Source organism: Bilifractor sp. LCP19S3_H10 (assembly GCF_052119185.1).
Taxonomy (GTDB): Bacteria; Bacillota; Clostridia; order Lachnospirales; family Lachnospiraceae; genus Bilifractor.
This window is the reverse complement of record NZ_JBQKFT010000014.1, coordinates 53,427-73,265: the sequence shown is the minus strand read 5'-3', so window position 1 is coordinate 73,265 and position 19,839 is coordinate 53,427. Positions and strand designations below refer to the sequence as shown.

The 19,839-nt window shown below is 51.7% G+C and carries 25 protein-coding genes; all 25 read right to left on the bottom strand.

Annotation, left to right across the window (positions count from 1 at the left end; translation table 11 throughout):
- Positions 1-13 precede the first annotated feature (13 nt).
- On the bottom strand, positions 14-388 hold the full coding sequence (locus ACTQZS_RS11255) for a hypothetical protein (RefSeq protein ID WP_441475884.1): 375 nt from the start codon (positions 386-388) through the stop codon (positions 14-16).
- A gap of 15 nt (positions 389-403) precedes the next feature.
- The gene (locus ACTQZS_RS11250; RefSeq protein WP_441475883.1) at positions 404-1,057 is read right to left on the bottom strand and encodes a major tail protein; all 654 of its coding nucleotides are present in this window, start codon (positions 1,055-1,057) and stop codon (positions 404-406) included.
- Between the two features lies 1 nt (position 1,058).
- Positions 1,059-1,385, bottom strand: coding sequence for a hypothetical protein (locus ACTQZS_RS11245; protein ID WP_441475882.1), 327 nt, complete (start codon positions 1,383-1,385; stop codon positions 1,059-1,061).
- Between the two features lie 15 nt (positions 1,386-1,400).
- Positions 1,401-1,772 (bottom strand): HK97 gp10 family phage protein, encoded by a 372-nt coding sequence (locus ACTQZS_RS11240; protein WP_441475881.1) that lies wholly within the window; start codon positions 1,770-1,772, stop codon positions 1,401-1,403.
- A complete protein-coding gene (locus ACTQZS_RS11235) occupies positions 1,769-2,101 on the bottom strand; it encodes a phage head closure protein (RefSeq protein WP_441475880.1) in 333 nt (110 codons plus the stop codon). The genes ACTQZS_RS11240 and ACTQZS_RS11235 overlap by 4 nt, the downstream gene beginning before the upstream one ends.
- Before the next feature lie 12 nt (positions 2,102-2,113).
- On the bottom strand, positions 2,114-2,383 hold the full coding sequence (locus ACTQZS_RS11230) for a head-tail connector protein (protein ID WP_441475879.1): 270 nt from the start codon (positions 2,381-2,383) through the stop codon (positions 2,114-2,116).
- An 81-nt stretch (positions 2,384-2,464) separates the two neighbouring features.
- The gene (locus ACTQZS_RS11225) at positions 2,465-3,658 is read right to left on the bottom strand and encodes a phage major capsid protein (RefSeq protein WP_441475878.1); all 1,194 of its coding nucleotides are present in this window, start codon (positions 3,656-3,658) and stop codon (positions 2,465-2,467) included.
- A gap of 13 nt (positions 3,659-3,671) precedes the next feature.
- A complete protein-coding gene (locus tag ACTQZS_RS11220) occupies positions 3,672-4,541 on the bottom strand; it encodes a head maturation protease, ClpP-related (protein ID WP_441475877.1) in 870 nt (289 codons plus the stop codon).
- On the bottom strand, positions 4,538-5,911 hold the full coding sequence (locus ACTQZS_RS11215) for a phage portal protein (RefSeq protein ID WP_441475876.1): 1,374 nt from the start codon (positions 5,909-5,911) through the stop codon (positions 4,538-4,540). Before ACTQZS_RS11215 ends, ACTQZS_RS11220 begins: the two co-directional genes overlap by 4 nt.
- A gap of 14 nt (positions 5,912-5,925) precedes the next feature.
- Positions 5,926-7,521 carry a terminase large subunit gene (locus ACTQZS_RS11210; RefSeq protein WP_441475903.1) on the bottom strand — a complete coding sequence of 532 codons (1,596 nt, stop codon included), beginning with the start codon at positions 7,519-7,521 and terminating at the stop codon, positions 5,926-5,928.
- Between the two features lie 20 nt (positions 7,522-7,541).
- Positions 7,542-8,015 carry a phage terminase small subunit P27 family gene (locus ACTQZS_RS11205; protein WP_441475875.1) on the bottom strand — a complete coding sequence of 158 codons (474 nt, stop codon included), beginning with the start codon at positions 8,013-8,015 and terminating at the stop codon, positions 7,542-7,544.
- Positions 8,016-8,172: 157 nt separating this feature from the next.
- The gene (locus ACTQZS_RS11200) at positions 8,173-8,400 is read right to left on the bottom strand and encodes a DUF7678 domain-containing protein (RefSeq protein ID WP_441475874.1); all 228 of its coding nucleotides are present in this window, start codon (positions 8,398-8,400) and stop codon (positions 8,173-8,175) included.
- A 191-nt stretch (positions 8,401-8,591) separates the two neighbouring features.
- Complete coding sequence (locus ACTQZS_RS11195; protein ID WP_441475873.1) at positions 8,592-9,026, bottom strand: DUF7698 family protein; 435 nt, start codon at positions 9,024-9,026, stop codon at positions 8,592-8,594.
- Between the two features lie 129 nt (positions 9,027-9,155).
- Entirely contained in the window at positions 9,156-9,335 is a 180-nt protein-coding gene (locus tag ACTQZS_RS11190; protein WP_441100585.1) for a DUF5049 domain-containing protein, read from the bottom strand.
- A 1-nt stretch (position 9,336) separates the two neighbouring features.
- Entirely contained in the window at positions 9,337-9,561 is a 225-nt protein-coding gene (locus ACTQZS_RS11185; protein WP_441475872.1) for a DUF4314 domain-containing protein, read from the bottom strand.
- The gene (locus tag ACTQZS_RS11180; RefSeq protein ID WP_441475871.1) at positions 9,558-10,301 is read right to left on the bottom strand and encodes a virulence protein; all 744 of its coding nucleotides are present in this window, start codon (positions 10,299-10,301) and stop codon (positions 9,558-9,560) included. Before ACTQZS_RS11180 ends, ACTQZS_RS11185 begins: the two co-directional genes overlap by 4 nt.
- 121 nt (positions 10,302-10,422) lie before the next feature.
- The gene (locus tag ACTQZS_RS11175) at positions 10,423-11,679 is read right to left on the bottom strand and encodes a site-specific DNA-methyltransferase (RefSeq protein WP_441475870.1); all 1,257 of its coding nucleotides are present in this window, start codon (positions 11,677-11,679) and stop codon (positions 10,423-10,425) included.
- Positions 11,680-12,145: 466 nt separating this feature from the next.
- On the bottom strand, positions 12,146-12,505 hold the full coding sequence (locus ACTQZS_RS11170; protein ID WP_441475869.1) for an HNH endonuclease: 360 nt from the start codon (positions 12,503-12,505) through the stop codon (positions 12,146-12,148).
- 138 nt (positions 12,506-12,643) lie between these two features.
- Entirely contained in the window at positions 12,644-13,069 is a 426-nt protein-coding gene (locus ACTQZS_RS11165; RefSeq protein ID WP_441475868.1) for a sigma factor-like helix-turn-helix DNA-binding protein, read from the bottom strand.
- Positions 13,066-13,302, bottom strand: a complete 237-nt coding sequence (locus ACTQZS_RS11160; protein ID WP_441475867.1) for a hypothetical protein — start codon at positions 13,300-13,302, stop codon at positions 13,066-13,068. The genes ACTQZS_RS11165 and ACTQZS_RS11160 overlap by 4 nt, the downstream gene beginning before the upstream one ends.
- The gene (locus tag ACTQZS_RS11155; protein ID WP_441475866.1) at positions 13,299-13,601 is read right to left on the bottom strand and encodes a VRR-NUC domain-containing protein; all 303 of its coding nucleotides are present in this window, start codon (positions 13,599-13,601) and stop codon (positions 13,299-13,301) included. The genes ACTQZS_RS11160 and ACTQZS_RS11155 overlap by 4 nt, the downstream gene beginning before the upstream one ends.
- A 435-nt stretch (positions 13,602-14,036) precedes the next feature.
- Positions 14,037-16,526 (bottom strand): phage/plasmid primase, P4 family, encoded by a 2,490-nt coding sequence (locus ACTQZS_RS11150; RefSeq protein ID WP_441475865.1) that lies wholly within the window; start codon positions 16,524-16,526, stop codon positions 14,037-14,039.
- Complete coding sequence (locus tag ACTQZS_RS11145; protein WP_441475864.1) at positions 16,523-16,981, bottom strand: DUF7768 domain-containing protein; 459 nt, start codon at positions 16,979-16,981, stop codon at positions 16,523-16,525. Before ACTQZS_RS11145 ends, ACTQZS_RS11150 begins: the two co-directional genes overlap by 4 nt.
- Before the next feature lie 3 nt (positions 16,982-16,984).
- Positions 16,985-17,764, bottom strand: coding sequence for a phage antirepressor (locus tag ACTQZS_RS11140; protein ID WP_441475863.1), 780 nt, complete (start codon positions 17,762-17,764; stop codon positions 16,985-16,987).
- 115 nt (positions 17,765-17,879) lie between these two features.
- A complete protein-coding gene (locus tag ACTQZS_RS11135; RefSeq protein WP_441475862.1) occupies positions 17,880-19,814 on the bottom strand; it encodes a bifunctional 3'-5' exonuclease/DNA polymerase in 1,935 nt (644 codons plus the stop codon).
- Between the last annotated feature and the right edge of the window lie 25 nt (positions 19,815-19,839).

Here is a 19,839-nt window from a genome sequence, read left to right as displayed (position 1 = left end):
AACACTGCCGTGTTTACTTCCCGCTCCGTTGGGCGACTTCTTTTTTTGACTTGGAGCTTGTCCTCCGCGATCCAAGATAGAGCGTAACGAACTCCTGCATGTGAAGAAAGAGCTCTGCCCCGTCGAACTGATCCGCCCATTCGAGGAAGGCGTCCTCGTTCAGCTGGTTCATGTCACGCTTTTCTGCCTGCGCGTTCATGATAAAGGCCAGCTTGTCGCCGACGGTCATATCCGTCTGGTCATCCTCGCTGTTCTCCATCTTGTTTAAGAGGATCATAAGATCCTGGTGGAACACCTGCTTAAAGCGATACGCTGTGGTCCCCGTTGCGAGAAACGGGAACTTCTGCTCCGACCCATCATTGAGCCGGAGGGAAATTTCCTGATACATGTTTGCTCCTCCTTATCACTTGCTGGAACTTGTCGTTGTCGACGGTGTAGTACTACCGCCAGACGCAGAAGAACCTCCAGATGCTTTCCCTGCAGCAGGCGTATAGACCTTACTGTACCAGTTCTGGTAGGTGGCATCGGTGGTATCTGCACTGGAGCGCGCCTTCACGATGTTCTTCCCAAGAGTCGCATCCTTGATCGATGTCGCGTTGATCGTAAGGCTCTCGGTCTGTACCTCGATGGAATCCTCCTTGGTGCTGGATGCCACGGAAGGTCTCGATGCCGTGCAGTTATACATGACGTGGCGGATCTCATTCACATCGCCGTCAAACTCAAAGAGAAGGGCAAAGTGAATAGGCTGGGCATCCGCATCTTCAACCAGTACCCCGTTTCCGTCCTTGATCTCGCCGAGCACGTTCTCCCGGAAATCCTCCGGTACCATCGCAGACTCGAAGTCACCGTTGTAGCCGCTGTTCGCATTGGTGACAAAATACTGCACGCCGTCTGCCCAGAAGATCGTCTGGTCTCCCTGTGCATCCAGCGAGAGAGATACCGCACCCGGCCATGCAATCGGATCCGCAAAGGTGGCGGTTCCATCCTCTGCAATCGTTGCGATGGCATAATGTACATTTTTCAGGTTGTACTTGACCTTATTCTTTTTACTTGCCATTTCAGGCCTCCTGTTCAAATGAATACAGGACCTCGTAGAGCTTCTCAGAATCTATCCAGGTCTCTGTCTTTTCAAAGAAGATCCCGCTTTGGATCAGCTGATCTTCCAGTCTCTTTTCCATCTCCGGATCCTTCTTATCCGTGTAGAGCTCGACGTCGATCTCTGTGATCGGCAAATACACGGTTCCATCCGCAGCGAAGTTGTCGCTGTTCGGACAGCGGAAGCAGAGAAAGGGAGGATCCGGCCCTTCCCCTTCCGCAAAGTGATCATAGGCATAAGGGATGCCCTGCTTCTCCAGCCCCTCCAGAATCTTTATGATCTTATCCATTGCTTCCTCCCATCCTCAGCCCTTTAATTCCTTCTCAATCTCATCTGATAGCTTCCCGGTGATCTCTTCTTCGACCGGAGCGATATGTGGAATGCCCGCAACTCTTCCACCACCGCGCTTGGCATGGCCTTTCTCCAAGAGGTGCGTGAGTCTATAAATCTTGTTGTGCACAACCACTTCTGCGCCGACCGCCACCTCCTTCTGAACGGTAGAGCGCCATCCTTTTGCGTACTTTCCGGTACGCTTTGGCGATTTCTCCTTCAGTTCTTTTGCCGCTTCCTTTCCGGCATCCTTGATCTCCTGCTTTACGATGTCGTTCACATCCTCCGCGTAGTCCGAGAGGGTCTTTTCCACCGTCGCCGCTAGATCATCTACTTTCACCTTCATCGCTTCACCTTCTCACACTTAAACTTCAGGCTTCGCTTCTTGAACCCCATCGGGTCCATGGCGGTGACGTTGTAGATACTGCCCCCTAACCGGATCCGGATCTTGGTGGAGTCGAGCCCTTCGAGGCACTTTGCATACCGGACGGTAAAGTCGATCGCATCCGTGCTGTTTGTGGTTCCCGCCTCCTGCTTTTCGGATCCTCCGCTCTGTACCGGTGTTGCCCAGCAGGTGTAGAAGTCTGTCCAGGTGTTGGTGTGATTGCCATACTTGTCTTTGATGACCTCATTCTTCTGGATCGTAAGCCTTACATTCATTGCTGCGATATTCATCCCGCACCTCCGTCAGAACCTGGCATCCCGTTCTCCGAAGAGTAGGTTTCGAAGCGTGATGGTCAGGGCGTGATGATCGGCTTCCTCCCGGTGCTCATTGAGATAGGCCAGGGTATAGAGGACTGCCACAACTGTGATCGGGCTGCTCTCATCTTCGAGGCTGTCTTTCCGGAGAACGGCAGCAACTAAGTTCTCAGCGGCATCCAATTCCTGCTGAATGATGTCATCTTCGTCACCAGAATCGACCCGGAGATATTTCTTTGCTTCCTCCAGCGTGATCATCCTGTCCTCCCTTCAAATTAGAAAGAAAGCCCAGAGCTTTGACACTCTGAGCCTCCATCATTTCTGAATTACTTCTGCAGATCAGGCAGATGCTCCTGCCTTCAGGATCTGCACGGCTTCCGGAAGAACCAGAAGGCCATCGACACGCTCCTTGGCGACATACCCGATCATGCCGTTTCCGGCAAAGAGCTCACGAAGCTCCTGCATGGAACGACTCCCGCGATCGCCGATGTTGTAGTAGCTGTAGTCACCAAAGGCCATCACAGGCTTTCCTGCCGCAAGCTCCGGTGCAAACGCGCTGGTATGAACCGCATAGCCAAGGAGTCTGTCCGGCTCCCCTGCCTGATAGGACGGTTGCCAGATGTAAGCGCCGTTGTTGTCCTTAAGCTTCCGGAGAGTTGCAAGGGTCTGGTCGTTCATGATGAACGATGCTTTCTTCCGGTACGGACGCTTCAACGCGTAGACCAGATCCAGCACATCATCGGTGCCAAGCTTGGTGCCGGTCAGGGTCTTTGCAACCGTGCCGCCATTGGTCTCATCAAAGAGACCGGTGGGCTTCCCCTTCCCATCGCCGTTCAGGAAGGCATCCTCCTCGGCATTGGCGATGGCGATTCCGAACTGGGTGGTGATGTAGCTTGCAAGGTCAAACATGGAGTCATAGAGAAGCTCCTCAGTGACCTTCACCGCCACATGGAGCTTATGCGCATCCATGATCTTCTGTCCGAACTTCGCGTCGGTGAACTGCAGTGCTCCACCCTCTTCGATCCATGCCGCCGTCGGCTTGGCTCCCGCGATGTTGATCTTGTGCTCACCGGAAGTCGTGATGTGGGTTGCAAGGCCCCGCATGATGTTCTCTTCATTCAGGACATCAATGAGTCGGTTGTCCCACTCCTCCGGAACGAGGTATCCGCCATCGGCATCCACACCCTCCTGCAGGATGTCGGAAACCTGATGGAAGTTCGTGCGCATGGCGGTCAGCATATCCTTGGCATACTGATCGGAAGCGCGTCCCTGCTTCTTCGGCTTCTCACTGCCTGCGGAAGGCATGTTGGAAAGAGGAGAAGAAGTCGGCTGACTCAGCTGTGCCTCAATAGCAGCCTGACGGTTCAGGCGATCAATCTCCTTCGTGAGATCCGTGATCTCCTTTTCCATGCGGTCATAGGTTTCTCCATCGGCGGCAGAAAGGACGCCGGTCTCTCCTCTGTGTGCTTCGAGGAAGGCCTTTGCTGCCTCCCACGCTCTTGCTCTCTTTGCAATCAAATCCTGTACGTTCATTGTGTTCTCCTCCTCACATCATCGTGTGCAGCAGATTCAGGCGATCCATCAGAGCATCCACGCTCCGGCCTTCCTCTACTTTGCTTTCGGCATCAGGACCATCCTGTGCCTTGTTTCTAACCTTGTAGTGTTCCTTCACCTTGTTGGTGAAGGCAGCCGCCATCTGACGACTGGAATAAAGGAAACCCGCAGCAAGCAGATCCTTGTTCTTCTTGGGACCGTCTGGTGATTGCTCGGTTTTCTCTTCAGATTCCTCCGGATTCTCCTTGGCAGGATCGTCCTCTTCCGGTTTCTCTTCCTGCTCACTGCGATAGAGATCCGGTCTCTCCATCACACGGTCTGCAAAATGAAGCTCCACTGCCTTGTTCGCATCCATCCAGGTCTCATCGTCCATAAGCTTACTGAGCTTGTTCTTGGAGAGCCCGGTCTTCTTGACGTAGGCATTCAGGATCGAATCCTTGACGGAATCGAGCATCGAGATGGCCTGCGCAAGATCATCCTTATCCCCCATTGCCATCGTGGACGGATTGTGGATCATCAGCATGGAGACCGGAGAGACAAGAACCTCGTCTCCTGCCATCGCAATGACCGATGCCGCTGATGCTGCAAGGCCGTCGATCTTCACGGTGACCTTTCCGTCATAGGACAAGAGCATGTTGTAGATCTGCGCTGCCGCCCAGACATCGCCGCCCGGAGAGTTGATCCAGACCGTGATCGGTCCTTTCCCGGAATCAAGGTCGGACTTAAAAAGAGCTGGCGTGACGTCATCGTCAAACCAACTCTCCGAAGCGATGGTTCCGTTCAAAAACAGTGTGCGTGCGGCAAGATCCGGATCTTCTCCATCCGGTGCCTTGTTCCGCACCCACTTCCAAAACTTGTTCATGTGTTCCTCCTTCCCCTTCTTAGGGGCTTATTGTTCATGGTATCTTCTTCCGACTCCTGGTCTGGATCCTCCTGCTTCTTCTCAGGCTCTTCATCGGGCTCATCCTGCTCCGGAGGACTACTTCCACCACCGGAAGTCTGGTAGGCCGCTCCTGCCGATTTCAAAGGCGTCATCGATCCATTTACAAGAAACAGGTTCCCGCCCTCCTCGTCTGGGACAAGATCCATGTTCTCTAAGCGCCGGACATCGTTCACACACAAAAAGCCGTTGCTGATTCCGGTCGCATAGCCCTGCATACGACTCTCATAGTTGCCGCGAAGAAGACCGTCCACGTTGAAACGCGCATAGTAGATCTTCTTCTCCTCCGGGGTAAGGAGAGAGCGAGAGATTGCAGACTCGATTCTGGCAAGCCACGGCTGCAGACTGTAGGTCACAAATTCCAGCGACTGTTCCTCAATATTAGAAAAAGTCGCGTGCTCAAGATCTCCAATCATATGCGGCGGCACCCGGAAGATCCTTGCGATCTCATCGATCTGGAACTTTCGAGTATCCAGAAACTGCGCTTCTTGCGGATTGATGGAGATCGGCGAATACTTCATGCCCTCTTCCAACACCGCAACCTTCCCGGCATTCTGGCTCCCGCCAAAGGCAGCCTGCCAGCTATCCCGTACTTTCTCCGGATCCTTCAGGATACCGGGATGCTCGAGAACTCCGGAAGGCGCGGCTCCGTTCTCGAAGAACTTAGAGCCATATTCCTCACAGGCCATCGAAAGACCGATACTGTTCTTTGCCATCGCAATCGGGCTGTACCCCACAAGGCCATCAAACCCAAGGCCCGGGATCTGCATCACCTCGTGCGGTGAGAGCTTGACGATCGTCTCTTTCATGGTCGGCGCATCGGATCCCTTGGACCAGAGGTACTGGTAATAGATGTGACCGTTCTCATCCCGGTCTACGGTCATGCGATTTGGCATCAGGGGATACAGTGCTGTGATCTCGCCCTTTCCATTCCGGATAATCTGTACATAAGCATTACCCCACAGGAGAAGGTGTGTGAGGAGCGTCTCCCAAAAGGTGTAGGCCGTCATCTCCTCATTCGGCTCACTGTGAAGAAGAAAGTACAGCGGATGATCTGTTGCCTTTACCTTGCTTCCGTTCTCCTCTTTGTAGAGATGTAAGGGCAGGCTTGCCACAGCTTCTGCCAACACCCGGACACAGGCATACACGGCAGTCACCTGCATCGAGCTTCGCTCTGTCACGGTTTTGCCGGATGAAGTGTGCCCGTAGTAAGCGCGGTAGACACTGCCGGATGTTGCATCCTTCGGATCCGCTCTTGCCTTCCTTCTGTGAAATAAATCCTTAAATCCCATCGATCCTTCCTCCATCAAAATGTGATCAGCCCTCGGCTGTCGTAAACACTCTCTGCTTGGTCCTGCCGGATACAGCGATCCAGCGCCATGATTGATGCAACGATACCGTCGATCTTTTCCGGTGACTTCGCCTTGGTCGGCTTGATGTTATCGGCAGCATCCCGATCTACTACCACGTTCAGGGCCATCCAGCGTAGGACCGGATTGCCACCGTGGATGATTTTTCCTTCCATCATCAGCTTGTAGAACTCCTTGGTCGGGGCGGACATATCTTTAAAACCTTGTCCAAAGGGCACCATCGTCAAGCCGTCATCCTGCAGGTTGATAATGAGCTGGGTCGCATTCCACCTGTCGACCGCGATTTCCTTGATGTTGTAGATCTTGTAGAGATCCAGGATGAACTTCTCGATGAAGTTGTAGTCGATCACATTTCCTTCCGTCGCCTTCATATATCCCTGCTTCACCCAGACGTCGTAGGGAACCGAAGCCCTTCGCACCCGGATCGGGATGGTGTCTTCCGGGACCCAAAAGAACGGAAGGCAGATGTATTTCTCCCTCTCATCCCTCGGCGGGAACATCAGAACCAGTGCGGTGATGTCGCCGGTGCTCGAAAGGTCGAGTCCACCGTAACATTCCCTTCCCCGGAGACTGTCCAGATCAATCGGCTCATTGCCCTGATCAAAGACCTGCTCCGGAATGAAGGCGGTCGTTGAAGATACCCACATGTTCAGTCGGAGCTGCTTAAACACCGCCTCCTCCGCCGGATTTTCCATTGCCTCGTGGTAATGCTCCCGGACACGTTCAATGTCAATCGTCTGCCCGAGACTTGGATTTGCTTTGTACCAGTTCTTCTCATCGTGCCAGTCCTCATCTTCTTCCAATCCGTAGACGACTGGATAAAACGTACGATCCACACGCTGCCCGGAGAGGATGTCTTTTGCCTTCTGGTGCAGCTCGTAGCAGATCGAGTTCTTATCGGTTCCTGCCGTGGTGATAAGAAAGTACAACGGCTGCTCACGGGCATCACCAGAGCCTTGCGTGAGTACATCGAAGAGTCTTCTAGTGGGTTGCGCATGGACCTCATCGAACACAAGACCAGAAACATTCAGGCCGTGTTTCGTTCCCACCTCTGCAGAAAGCACCTGGTAGAATCCGGCATTCGAGTAGTTCACAATTCGCTTGCTGGCGGCCATGATCTTGGAGCGCTTTAAAAGCGCCGGTGTCATGTTTACCATCTGGTGGGCGACATCAAAAACGATCGATGCCTGCTGGCGATCCGCGGCAGCGCCATAAACTTCTGCAGAAGGTTCGTTGTCTGCGTAGAGCAGGTACAGGGCAACTGCGGCGGCAAGCTCCGACTTTCCATTCTTCTTGCCAATCTCGATGTAGGCTGTCCGGAACTGCCGGTTCCCATCGGGCTTTATGATCCCGAATAAGTCTCGGACGATCTGCTCCTGCCAAGGGAGGAGCCAGAAGCGTTTTCCGGCCCACTTGCCTTTGGTATGGCGGAGCATCTCGATGAACTTCACCGCCCGGTCCGCCTTTGTCTTGTCATAGTGAGATGTCGAAAGCATGAATTTTGTCGGCTGGTAATCGGTCAGCTTTGGCATTTCCTTGGGTCTCTCCTCCATTAAGGATCACCTCCCAAGAGTTCCTCCATCTCATCTCCTGGCGTTGCCTTCCCGGCATCCGCGATCAACCTTGACCTTGATGCCGGAGTCAGACCGAACTCGGTCGCGAACTTTCCCATCTGCTTCATGTAGGTCTGTGCGATGGAGACCTGCGGGACCTGTTGCCAGTAGCCAGAAGGTGTCCGGACAAGAGTGCCGTGCTCGGTGATAAACTCCTCGGCTTCCTTCCATCTTGCATAGGACTGGCAGTATGCAGCAAAGGCAGCCATATCGACTTCGGTGAGGACACCGATGGTTTCCATCTTCTTTGCCAGCCTGTGCCATTCCTTTCTGGCATCCTTGTCGAGCCACTTCGGACAGGCAGGCGCTTTCCGCTCAGGCTTCGGCTCATTCTCATTCAGTTTTCTTTTCCCGGGATTTCCCTCCAACTCCTTGATTGCTGTCGGAGTTGGCTTTCTTCCTCTGGTCGCCATAGGGAACACCTCCTTTCTGTCCGTATTCGTGCATCAAAAAAAGACCGCCGAAGCGATCCCGTCCCATGTGGTATATGTGTAATGCGGTATATGTGAACGAGAGAAAGAGCCGTGTGGCTCTCCTCCCGGAAGTTGCTTTCAATTCAGCGTTTTCTTTTCAGTTGAAGTTTTGCAGGATGGCAAGGAGCGCAAGCTGTGCGTTTTCCGTCTCCGGCTCGATGTCCCATCCTCTATCATATCTTGCGACCGGGAAGTCTCCGAGGCGGATCTCAAGCTTGCTGATCTTGCCGCCCTCAATTCCGTAGTCCTCGCTCGGCTCTCCGTAAACCTTCGTGCTGTAGGTGAATGTCTGGTTCTCGATCTTGATGCTTCCCTTGTTCCACATGGTTTTTTCCTCCTTGTATTGTGCTTGCTTTTTGCTTGCTTGCCTTTTCCTTTGGCATGTACATATATCACTCTACGGGCGTGATATAGCAAGGAGATCCGCCGGATATGTGTCACAAAGATCAGCCCCGGAATCTGTGGATTTTGTACGAGGAAGAGGCCCCTTTTGCGGGGCTTCCTCCCTTTCCGTTTTCAGTTCAGGGTCATCCTGAAGGCGTGGCCCTTCTCATAGCCTTTGCCGAAAAAGTCCTTCCGGAGGTTGACCTCGACCATCTCGCCGATCGTGCAGCCGGCCTCTTTAAAAAGCCAAAGCGTCTCGACCGCGTCCGTTGCCCGGCAGGAGTAGGTGAAGGCCTTGATGCCGTTCTCCTTCATGCAGGTGGTGATGGCTTCCACATCCCGATCCCAGATGATGTCGTCGAAGTCGAGGATCTCGTTCTCGTTGTCTCTGGAATTCCGGTAGGCTCTCCAAACCTTGCAGGCAATGTCGCCCATCTCAATGATCCTATCCTCGGCTGCCTTCGCAGCTTCTCTTGCGGCATCCCTGCCCTCTGCAGTGGTGGCTTCCTTGTAGGCTTTCTTTGCTTCTGCGATGGTGTTGTAGGTTTCTTCAAAAATGTTTGTCATGGCTTTGTCCTCCTTGCTTTTTGCTTGCTTGCCTTTTCCTTTGGCATGTACATATATCACTCTGCAGGCGATATATAGCAAGGAAATAAGCCTCATAACCTGCACAAAAATGTACCGAAAATCCTGTGCTTATCTGACATCTCCATGGAGAATAAAGCGGACGTATTCGTCCCGGTGCTCCTCAATAAAGAGCACCAGATCGTAGTAGTTCCGGTCGAAGGCGAGGCGCTGCACGTAGGGCAGGTCGAACATGTTCGTAAGGCCGCTGTCTCGAATCGCAATAATCTGTTGCCTGATCTTCTCATCCATATCAGCCGGTCACCCTCTTTACGATATCCTCGCCATAGATCACGCTTAGTCCTGAACCGTTATCCCAGTGGACGAGCAAGGATCCCGTGTCATCGACACCATAGACGGTTCCTTTTGTGCCGATTGGCGGTGCCTGGATGTCGTTCATCTGAAGAAGCTCCACACGGGTACCGTTCGGATAGATCTTGCAGAGCTCTTCAAACTCCTCTGGTCTGATTAGCTTCATGCTTCCACCTCCTTTGTTGGAGCGCCGTTTCGGAAGGCGGAGCTTCCGGAGAGGTTCTTCAATAGGATCTTCCGAGCTGCCTTGAAGTCCGGTCCAATGAAGCCCATCCGAAGAAGCCAGGTGCGGAAGGCGTACTTTTCATTGTCTGTCTCTACCGGCTTGCTGCTTGCGTGCTTCAGCCCCTTCGAGAGCTTGCAAAGCTGGGTGAGAAAAAGCAGGTAGGCGTTTGTCTCTTCCGGCGTCAGCTCCCGGTCGAACCAGGGGAACTCGATCTTCTCATCCGTAATGTTGATCCGGGTGTCGGTGATTCCGAGCGCCTTCTGGATGAGGCTCTCCTTCGCGCTGATCAGGTTTCTCAAGATTCCGACGTTTGCGGATGCAAGCGGAAGGCTGATCGTCAGCGCCGGTTCCTGCTCATCCTCGGCTGTTTCCTTCTCTTCCTCGGTGCTGTGTTCCGGCTCGGTGGTGTGTTCCGGCTCTGTGGTCTCCGCCTGCTCGGGTTGCTTGGTCTCGGCATCTTCCTCTGCAGTGAATCCCTTCTCGTTCAGTGCGTCCATCACCTTCTGCATCTTCTCCTCATCGCTGCAGCTGATCCCACCGTCCTTGTCGACCGTGATGTCTCCGATCTCGTAGGCGCAGGTCGGCATCCTCATGTACTGTGCTTTATCTCCGGTGATCTCCTCGATCGCATGCACCAGCTCTTTTCTCTTAGTTCCTGTCAGGTTGTAGTTTGCTTTCATGGCGTGTGCCTCCTTTTCTTTTGGTAGTACATACATCACTCAGGAGCACCGGAATAGCAACTCATACTGGCAGGAATTATGAACAAAGATCAGGCGGAGCTTTTGGCAGATGTGTACATGCTCACGCGCTCTCCTCCTTCGGCATCGCCGCAATCGCTTCATCGAACGTGAGCTTCTGGCCGTCACGAAGTACATACGCATCATCGGAGTTTCCGACCTGTTCGACGTAGCGCTTTACGATGACATCCACAAACTTGGGATCCAGCTCAATGCCTCGACAAATCCGGTCGGTCTGCTCACAGGCAATCAGGGTAGAGCCAGATCCGAGGAAGGGATCCAGAACGATTCCGTTTGTCATCGAGGAGTTCCGGATCGGATACGCCATCAGCTGCACCGGCTTCATCGTCGGATGATCCTTTGAGGCCTTCGGACGATCGTATTCCCAGATGGTGGTCTGCTTCCGGTCCGAGTACCACTCATGCCTCCCGCCTTTCTTCCAGCCAAACAGGCATGGCTCATGCTGCCACTGGTAGGGAGAGCGTCCCAGGACCAGCGCATTCTTTTTCCAAATACAGCAGCCGGAAAGGTAGAAACCTGCATCCACAAATGCCCTGCGGAAGTTCAGTCCCTCCGTATCTGCGTGGAATACGTAGATGGAACCGTCATCGGCGAGGCTGTCATGCATGCAGGTATAGGCGGCAAGCAGGAACTTGTAGAAGTCCTCGTCGGCCATGTTGTCATTCAGGATCTTCCCTGCTGTCTCCTCCACGTTTACGTTATAAGGCGGGTCCGTCACGATGACGTTTGCCTTCACACCATCCAGCAGCTTCTCGTAGGAAGCAGGATCCGTGGAGTCACCACAGAAAACAGTGTGCCGTCCCAGGAACCAAAGGTCCCCGGCTTTGGAGAAGGTCGGATTCTTCAGTTCCTCGTCCACATCAAAATCATCCTCTTTGACTTCTTTCGACGCCACCTTGTTAAAGAGCTGCTCCATCTCCGGAGGCTCGAAGCCGGTGAGCGCGGTGTTGAAGTCGCTCGCCTCAAGATCATGCAGAAGATCTGCCAGAAGGTTTTCGTCCCATGCACCGGTGATCTTGTTGAGCGCAATGTTCAGAGCCTTCTCTCTGGTCTTATCGATGTCGACGACGGCACAGGGAACCTCGGTGTAGCCGAGATCCATCGCAACAGTCAGTCTCTGATGTCCTCCGATGATCGTCATGTCAGCATTTACAACCAAAGGATCCGCAAAGCCAAACTCCTGAATGGAGTTCTTGATCTTCTCGTATTCTTTATCGCCCGGCTTCAGTTTCTTTCTCGGGTTGTAGGCTGCCGGTTTCAGATCTTTCACCGGTATTGTTTTTAACGTTGCTGTCTTCATGTTCTCTTCTCCTTTCCCTTTCCATCCTCTTGTTGAATGCCCAGCGGCAGCGGTTACTGCAGAAGCACCTGGGCCTGCCTCGCCGATTCCCTTCGATCGGCTTCCCACACTCCGGACAGAACCGCTTCGCACAGGACGCGAGGAACAGGGAAAGATCCTGCTTTCTTTCGATGTCTTCCATGCATATCTCCTGTCCGCAAAAATGCCCGAGGCCTTGGAAACAAAGGACTTCTGGGCATGAAAAAAGCAGTGGTGGATCTTGCTCCAGCACTGCCTGTAAATGAAATCTATTTTCGAACAAACCCGCATTCTACGCGGATTTTTCACGCGAAATGTACCTTTCTGGGACCCGTCCGGCGGCCCTCTGACCCCGGGGTATCAATTTCGCGGGAATCAACGCAAGAGGGAACGCCGGTCACCTGTGCCTCTAGTTTTCAGGATTATGACCTCCCCCGCCTCCACGCTTTCAGTATCGATACGTCGGATTGCTGTCCTCTCTTCCGGTCTTCCTGTCGTGGCACTTCTTACACAGCGCCTGCCAGTTCGACTGGTCCCAGAAGAGCTTCTGATCTCCTCGGTGCGGAACGATGTGATCCACAACCGTCGCAGGTGTAGCGATGCCATGCCGCAGGCACTCCTCACAAAGAGGGTGGAGTTGTAAGAACTTCTTGCTCTCCCGTCTCCATCGGCTGTTGTATCCTCGTGCCGCAGCAGACCGTATTTCTTCCGAATGCATCCTCTTGTGTTCCTCGCAGTACTTTTGTCCGGCGGGCACGAGATTCGGACAGCCGGGATGCCTGCAGGGAACCTTCGGTTTGTATGGCATGTCCGTCACCTCCGTTCCTGATTTCTCCCACGTAAAAAGCCCCGGAGGTTTTATCCTTCGAGGCTTCATCCTATCTTCTTCGCTGACTATACCATATCACATATAGCACCCGGACATTTGCGGACATTTCCGGCGCATTTAGATCATCGTAGGATTTTTTGGCACCTTCACATGGGACAATGCTCTGTTGTGCCATCTGCGGATAGTACGTTCATCGGCGGAAAGCTCATCGCCAATCCGCATCCATGTGTAGTTCTTAAGATACCGGTACGTGAGAATCAACCGTTCATCCATGTTCTCGACCTGATCGATCACGGATTGGATCTCGTCTTTGAGCTTCAGGAGAAGGCAAAGCTCATCATTCACTTTCTTTTCCTTCTCCCAGATGCGATCCAGCGTTTTTACGAATGGTGCATCGTGTGGACGATTCGGATTGTAATGCTCCTCGAATCCGGGACTGCCAACAGAGGCAGCCAGCATCCTTAAATTCTCCAGTTCTTCCTGATGCAGTCGGATTCGCTGCTCCAGCCGGTACGCCTGACCGAGATATTCCCTCGCTGTCATGACGCCACCTTCTCTCTCAGCTTCCGGATCAGATAATCCGGATCCACATGGGTAAGAACCCCATACCAACCAGAATGGAAGAAGTGCTCCAGCTCCATAGCATCTGTCATGGCTGCTTTATTACCCGGATGTCTTTTTAATTTACGAAGCGCCGTCAGATAATCATCTGCTGCTTGTGCCACGATAGCGTTGGCGAGGTTTTCGTAAGGATCTCCTTCATTTCTTCCAATCATTCGCTGCACCTCCCAACTATGTGTTTCACATCTTCTACCGAGCGAACGACTGCTGCAGTCCCGCCAGCGGCTTTGATCTTGTCAATCGTTGCTTCCTGCAGTTTTGTCATAGTACCTTTTTCATTCTTCACCTCAAAGGCAAAGAATCTGCCACCAATACAGCAGATGATGTCCGGTATGCCTGCCGTACCATACATGCCGCCATGTTCTTTCCACGCGAAGCAATCCGGCATACTCTTTAAGTGATTTAAGATGGACCTGACTATAACTGATTCCTTTACCAGTTCCTGTCTATTCATGTTCCTGCGACTCCTTTCCATTGAATGTAGGGCTCTTCTTTCCCGTAAAGGAGCCATAGAAATCAACCACAAACAGGAAGGTCAGATATTCATGATCTATGCAATACAAAACCCGTCCAAAAGTTATCCACGGCAAAGGCGCGCAAACCCGCATAGACACTGCGTTTTCTGCCATTGGACGACTTTGGGACGGGACGGTTTTCCCCCATACCCCTTTATATATTTCCTTTTAAATACACCATGTTTTTTTTCTTGAATGTAAATAAGAAGAATAAGAAGAACTCGTCCAGTATCCTAAAACCCGTCCAGAAATCTGCCGTGGATTCCCATCGATTCCTGCTTCCTAATCCCTGTAGCAAGGACCTCTGCCCTTTGTCCCACGAAAAAAAAGGCAGCGCATAACAATCTGCGCTGCCTGTGGTAAGAAATCCGTTTTTAATCCGCATCGTCCACGTATCGGATCCCGCGCCAGGTCTTCCTCCTGCCGGTCTTGTCCTTGGCTCTGGCAACACCCGGATATCCGATTTCGATTTCCTTATTGAATCTGGTCTGAGAGAAGGGGCTTAAGCCGCTGTCCTTACAGAACAACTGATACTGGGAATAGAACTCGGTTCTTCCGACCTCGAACCCATCCCCAAGCTCACAGCACTCTGCCACAAAGGAAAGCGCACTGTTGGACTCTTCACGGTATCTCTGTCTTTCTTCTATGTTGCTCCTGGTCTCTGAGAATCGCCAGTTCTGGTTCATGAGCCGGATCAGTCCATCCAGTGCAAACCGGAAGATCCCATCTGCCTCCGCCCTGAACTTTTCCAAAAGCATCGGATCCCGCTTTTCCTTAGGTACGGCATGTGGAAATCGAATAATGATCAGACGTCTGTAGAACCCTTCCGATCGGTCGCCAAAGTTCTTTGGTATCTCATTGCAGGAAAACAGCAGCCTTGCATAGTTCTGAAAGTTAAACGGATCCTTGTTCTTGCGCTCGACCGTCAGGAAATCTTCTCCAACAAGAGCTTTGAAAATACCATTATCATCAATGTTCTTTGTCGGAAGATCTGCAAAGATATTTGCGAGCTTCCCATAGAGCTCCGCCGTCTTGAACCTCTCGTTCAGCGCCTGCCACGAGACATTGCTCACGTTTTCCTTGCCGAGAAGAATCTCATTTAATACACGAAGCAGAACGGACTTTCCGGCACCAGCCTCACCCACAATAACGAAGGACTTCTGAGCCTTGTTCACCGGGACAAGAAAATATCCAAGCATCTCCTGCAAAAGCGGCACCTGATCATCATCGACACACTGATGCAGAAATTCCTTGAAGCGTGGACAATCCGCCTGACTGGAGAAATTGACATTTAACTGCACGGTTGATAAGAACTCCGGCGTGTGCTTTGTGAGCTTATTTTCCAGTACATTGTAAATGCCGTTCCGGACATTGATCATGTAGGGGTTGGCATTCAGCTCTCTTGAATCCTTCAAAACTGCCAGCTTCCACTGACCGGTCGCATCCGAGATCTGCACCATGGTTGCATGCCCCTCGAGCATTTTTGCGCGAACCATGCTCTTTGCTGTAAGGTCCGACATTGCTTTGTAGACACCGCTCTCATAACGCCAAAACTGCTCTGCTGCGTAGAAGGCATGCACGTTCTCCGCCATATGTTTTGCCAGAACATCTGGCATAAAGCGAAGCCCCCGTTCCGTCACCTCATACCAGGCAGGGATCTGACCCTGTGATGCCTGACGCTTTTTCTCTTCCTGCTTCTTTTGAAACGCTGCATACATCTTCTTCTGTTCGGCAATGACCGGACGCACATCCGCTACGGTCAGAGAAAACTTTGAACGAAGGATATGGTTAATGATGCCCTGCGCTGTCGCGGTATCAAGATTGTAAAGATATTCCGTCACAAAGCGCTGCACTACTTTTAAGTTCTCAACAGCATCCGAGGAGACCGGAAGCGTGTTAATAAGCCTCGTTGCCATATCCGTGGTGATTGGCTGATAGCACATGGCTGCAGGTGCCTTGCAGGTACAGTCCTTGGTTCCCATCCTGGGACACTTGAAACCTTTCTCTGCAATCACCGCACACGTCATAGGTCCCGTACCACTCTTTAAAAAGTGCTGAATCTTCGCGTCCGTATCTTCCCTCTTGTAGTTCGGATAAGGGGCTGACAGCTCGTGGATTTTTTCCGTACCGCCTTCAAAGGAGGCAAGGTTTGTAAGCATCGCATACCAGTCGTGCTCGGAAAGTGTCGCCGCATCTTCCCTGCAGTGCTTCATAAAATCACAGCCTGCAAGAACAAGTGCCAGTCCTTTTTCTGTCCCGATGGGATTCGTCTCCTTAAGCTTTTCTTCCTGCTTTACCGGAAGCAGCTGCATGAGTTCTTCCTGCGTATACCTGCGCTCCGGGTGAAAAGAAATGCACTCTACCTCTACCGGATCAGCCTTACAGTGGTAAAATCCCGGGAGGCGCATCACTCTGGATTCATTGACGCACATGGGATCTCCATGGAACTTTTCTACCAATGCCTTCTGGATCGGACGATAAAGCGTAACGTCTCCATCCTTAATGAACCAGTAGGTATGAAGCGAACGGCGCGTTTTGATCTCCATAGATGGAGGCAGAGGAAATGCTTCGACCTGCCGGATCTGCTCCTCCATGGACAGATCATCGCACTCCACAAACTGCGCGTTTACTCTGGTGATCGACTTGTCATCATCTCCACCAGCATTGACCACAAAAAAGATGCCGCGGTTTAAGGCGTTGTGTTTTTTTAATTGCTCCATGATAGAGGAGAACTTTCCTGCCTCAACGGCAAGCTTCATGCCGGTGAAAGTCCCAGACTTCTTATCATCAAAGATACGGACATGGACGGTTTCACCTGGATCAAAGAGGCTTCTTACCACATCTTCCGCTGATACCTTGCTCATCTAAGTTCCTTTCCATCCATGATCCGGATCATTTTATGAAGGCGCTTTGCCTCGCGATACTCTGCCTTCATGCCATCAGACATCTCAATTTTTTCGTTCTTATCCTTGTTACCGATGAACCAGACCTCATCGCAACAGGCAAGAAGCGCCTGTCCAAAGAGAAGTCCAAGCTCTCTTTCACGGGAATCCTTGTCATCAAGGATCTGAGGATAGAGAAGATGTGAGGCAATGGGGATATACCCGTTTTTTATTGCTGCCCTGCAGTAACGGATGGCGTCTCTACGGTTTTTCTCGATATCGCCCGCATACTTTGATGCCATGTAGACCTTTGGCCTTTCCTTGATCTCTGTTTCCCTCCGCCAGGTTCTCCGGCGTTCTTCCCTGTATTCCTTCATGACATGACTCATCGCCAGACCGGCAGTCGGATCAGAAAATCCTTCGTAATTCTTATACATGGTTTATCCCTCCCTTTCGATAAGAGGGAGAATTCCCTCACCCTTCAGAAGGTCATACAGGAACAGTCTTCCCTTCTGCGTCCAGTACGTATGCATAACGCTTTTGTTGGAATCTACTGCAAAGGTCCTCGACTGTGTCAGACCGAGCTCTGCATACTCCTGATAAAGAATCCATGTGTCTCTGAGCCTGTACTGCACACCCATTTCATGCAGAAGCTGATTGAACTTCCTTCCGCTCATGCCATAGTCCTTTGCGATCTGGGTCACTGGAACCGTATTCTTGTTCTGCAGGATCAGGTCATAATAACTGGCCTTCGGCTGAAGCTCCGCAATCTGCTGCTTCTGGACCGCTGCCATGAGCTCCAGATTCTTACGTTTTTTACGTTCCTCTTTCAGCGCCTCAAGCACGGCGATCATGGCATCCGGATCATCCAGAAGTTCATTGACCGCATACATGCCATGCTTTCTGATCGTAGGAAGGACTTCTGCCGTAACCCATCTCTTGAACTTTTTAGCTCCCGGCAGTTTGCTGGAAAGAATCAGGCTGTACAGCCCAGACTCACTTATCATCGTTGTCTCTGTGACCACATTCCCATTTTGGGAATCTGCTCTGAGCATCATCTTGAACCTGTCTTCCTCGTCAACATGCATCACTACTGCCTTGCTGGCGTTCGAATACCCGAGGCATTCTGCGACATCTTTGCCTACAAAAGCAGGCGTTCCGTTTACTTCCATCGCACGGATTCTTCCAAAATCGTTACTGGTAAATGTTGTAAGTTCCATAGGATCAGACCTCCTGACTGAATAAAAAAGACTCCTTTGAGAGGAACTCCCTGTTCCTCCCGTAAAGGAGCCATAGAAATCAACCAGGTCCTATGCGCCCTGATTTCAATCAGATTTACACGTCCAGTTCGTCCATGGTGCCGAATGTAGGTCCGGCGGATGCCTCGGCGATAAGAGGTAAGTTAAATTCCGGAAAAGGCTTCTCCTCCATGCACCGCTTTACAAATGAAATCGCATCGGGGAGCCTATCTTCCGGGATAATGAAGGTAAGCTCATCATGGATCTGCAGAATAGGCCGAAGCCATGGCCGTTCAGGCAGCCCGGCAAGGATCCGACAAACCGCCATCTTTAAGATATCCGCCGCTGTTCCCTGAATCGGGGTGTTCATGGCACAGCGCTCTGAGAAGGATTTCTGTCCCCAGTCCTCCGACCTGATATTGGGCAAATACCTTCTTCTGCCAAGCCAGGTCTCTGTGTACATGCGCCGCGCTGCATCCGCCTTCACGCTCTCCTGCCATCGGGAAAGACCAGGATAACCTTCTTTTAAGTTGTCGATCATTTGAGAGCACTCCTCAAAGGAACGATCAATTCCTGCCTTAAACTTCAGCGTCTTTTGCAGGCCGCGTGGAAAGAGACCATAGAAAACACCGAAATTCACGTTTTTTGCAATCGTCCGGTGCTCCTTGTAGTTCTCTGAATTTTTGTCATGCGCCTGTTCATATGGCACCCCGAAAATGACTGAAGTAGTCTTGGCATGAAGGTCCAGGTTGTGAAGGTAGACCTCGCGCATCGTATCGTCTCCGGCCTGTGACAGATAAAATGCCCCGACACGAAGTTCGATCTGGGAAAAATCCAAGCTGATGACGATGTGGCCTTCTGGTGCTTTGATAAAGTTTCTGACGCCAATGGGGTCATTTGTCTTCCGCGGCATGTTCTGAGCATTTGGGTGCTGGCAGTTAAATCGCCCGGTATCCGTCGAGAGGGCAAAAAAGTCCGGATGCACACAGCCTGTCACCGGATTTAAGAATTTCAGATATCCATCAATATAGGTCGATTTGATCTTGCCCCACTTCCGATATTCCTGCACCAGAGTAAAAAGCTCTGAAAGCTCCGGACGGTTCTCATCGCACCACTCTTTTAGCATGGTCATCGTCTGATCATCCGCTGCTTCACGATCCGTAAGTGTCGTCTTTAGGACCGGAAGCTTTAGCGTTCCATAGAGATACTCCTTAAAGGCCTTCGTACTGCAGTTGCTTCCGATGTTCACATCCCCGATCAGAAAAGCAATCTCCTGACGAAGCTTCTCCATCGTCTCCTCCGCTTCCTTCTTTTTCTCCTCCATGAGCGGGATATCAAGTGGCGCACCATTATGTTTCATGATGCCAAGATATACTGCCGTCGGTGACTCCAGATGTTCCACGATCCACCTGTGCCTTGGCAGAAATTTGTCAAACCAGTCGTTAAAGATTCTCATCAGCTGAAGGGCCTGGTCCGAATCTTCACAGGCATATTCGATGGTTGCCATATTCTGCGGGTCAAGCTCATCAAAAAACTTACCTTCCGTCGTTTCAGCAAATGTCTTTCGCTTATTCTGTAGCAGGTCAGATGACAAGGTCTTAAGGCCGCTGTCCTTTAATCTCCGGAAAGAAAAATCTCCATTCTGCGTCATCTGGGCAGCACACATCGTATCGTAAACGGGTGCCTGAATCACGATTCCAAGGTGATAAGAAAATGCAGACTCAAAGGCGATGTTGTGACAGACCTTCATTACTTCATGGCTAAGAAGCAGTTCCTTGTGGAAGGAAAGCCACACGTCCCAGTCCATGTTTTTTCCGGTCTTATGCCGAAGCGGTACTGAGACGCCTGTTCCTTCTGCAACCGAATAACTGCATTCCACGATATGTGCGCGGTGCGGATCCAGAGCCGCTTTATCATCCTCCCGGTACGGCTCATCCGGTGCAGTCTCATAGTCAAACGACACTGTCATGGCATCGCCGACATATTCCTTGAGCTCCCTGATGTCGGTAACGCTCTTATATTTCCTATTCATGTTGTTCTCCTTTAAAGAAGCTCCG

Excerpts from the sequence above, each read along its gene's own strand:
- ACTQZS_RS11255 (WP_441475884.1), bottom strand. The coding sequence starts at position 388 with ATGTATCAGGAAATTTCCCTCCGGCTCAATGATGGGTCGGAGCAGAAG.
- ACTQZS_RS11250 (WP_441475883.1), bottom strand. The coding sequence starts at position 1,057 with ATGGCAAGTAAAAAGAATAAGGTCAAGTACAACCTGAAAAATGTACAT.
- ACTQZS_RS11245 (WP_441475882.1), bottom strand. The coding sequence starts at position 1,385 with ATGGATAAGATCATAAAGATTCTGGAGGGGCTGGAGAAGCAGGGCATC.
- ACTQZS_RS11240 (WP_441475881.1), bottom strand. The coding sequence starts at position 1,772 with ATGAAGGTGAAAGTAGATGATCTAGCGGCGACGGTGGAAAAGACCCTC.
- ACTQZS_RS11235 (WP_441475880.1), bottom strand. The coding sequence starts at position 2,101 with ATGAATATCGCAGCAATGAATGTAAGGCTTACGATCCAGAAGAATGAG.
- ACTQZS_RS11230 (WP_441475879.1), bottom strand. The coding sequence starts at position 2,383 with ATGATCACGCTGGAGGAAGCAAAGAAATATCTCCGGGTCGATTCTGGT.
- ACTQZS_RS11225 (WP_441475878.1), bottom strand. The coding sequence starts at position 3,658 with ATGAACGTACAGGATTTGATTGCAAAGAGAGCAAGAGCGTGGGAGGCA.
- ACTQZS_RS11220 (WP_441475877.1), bottom strand. The coding sequence starts at position 4,541 with ATGAACAAGTTTTGGAAGTGGGTGCGGAACAAGGCACCGGATGGAGAA.
- ACTQZS_RS11215 (WP_441475876.1), bottom strand. The coding sequence starts at position 5,911 with ATGGGATTTAAGGATTTATTTCACAGAAGGAAGGCAAGAGCGGATCCG.
- ACTQZS_RS11210 (WP_441475903.1), bottom strand. The coding sequence starts at position 7,521 with ATGCCAAAGCTGACCGATTACCAGCCGACAAAATTCATGCTTTCGACA.
- ACTQZS_RS11205 (WP_441475875.1), bottom strand. The coding sequence starts at position 8,015 with ATGGCGACCAGAGGAAGAAAGCCAACTCCGACAGCAATCAAGGAGTTG.
- ACTQZS_RS11200 (WP_441475874.1), bottom strand. The coding sequence starts at position 8,400 with ATGTGGAACAAGGGAAGCATCAAGATCGAGAACCAGACATTCACCTAC.
- ACTQZS_RS11195 (WP_441475873.1), bottom strand. The coding sequence starts at position 9,026 with ATGACAAACATTTTTGAAGAAACCTACAACACCATCGCAGAAGCAAAG.
- ACTQZS_RS11190 (WP_441100585.1), bottom strand. The coding sequence starts at position 9,335 with ATGGATGAGAAGATCAGGCAACAGATTATTGCGATTCGAGACAGCGGC.
- ACTQZS_RS11185 (WP_441475872.1), bottom strand. The coding sequence starts at position 9,561 with ATGAAGCTAATCAGACCAGAGGAGTTTGAAGAGCTCTGCAAGATCTAT.
- ACTQZS_RS11180 (WP_441475871.1), bottom strand. The coding sequence starts at position 10,301 with ATGAAAGCAAACTACAACCTGACAGGAACTAAGAGAAAAGAGCTGGTG.
- ACTQZS_RS11175 (WP_441475870.1), bottom strand. The coding sequence starts at position 11,679 with ATGAAGACAGCAACGTTAAAAACAATACCGGTGAAAGATCTGAAACCG.
- ACTQZS_RS11170 (WP_441475869.1), bottom strand. The coding sequence starts at position 12,505 with ATGCCATACAAACCGAAGGTTCCCTGCAGGCATCCCGGCTGTCCGAAT.
- ACTQZS_RS11165 (WP_441475868.1), bottom strand. The coding sequence starts at position 13,069 with ATGACAGCGAGGGAATATCTCGGTCAGGCGTACCGGCTGGAGCAGCGA.
- ACTQZS_RS11160 (WP_441475867.1), bottom strand. The coding sequence starts at position 13,302 with ATGATTGGAAGAAATGAAGGAGATCCTTACGAAAACCTCGCCAACGCT.
- ACTQZS_RS11155 (WP_441475866.1), bottom strand. The coding sequence starts at position 13,601 with ATGAATAGACAGGAACTGGTAAAGGAATCAGTTATAGTCAGGTCCATC.
- ACTQZS_RS11150 (WP_441475865.1), bottom strand. The coding sequence starts at position 16,526 with ATGAGCAAGGTATCAGCGGAAGATGTGGTAAGAAGCCTCTTTGATCCA.
- ACTQZS_RS11145 (WP_441475864.1), bottom strand. The coding sequence starts at position 16,981 with ATGTATAAGAATTACGAAGGATTTTCTGATCCGACTGCCGGTCTGGCG.
- ACTQZS_RS11140 (WP_441475863.1), bottom strand. The coding sequence starts at position 17,764 with ATGGAACTTACAACATTTACCAGTAACGATTTTGGAAGAATCCGTGCG.
- ACTQZS_RS11135 (WP_441475862.1), bottom strand. The coding sequence starts at position 19,814 with ATGAATAGGAAATATAAGAGCGTTACCGACATCAGGGAGCTCAAGGAA.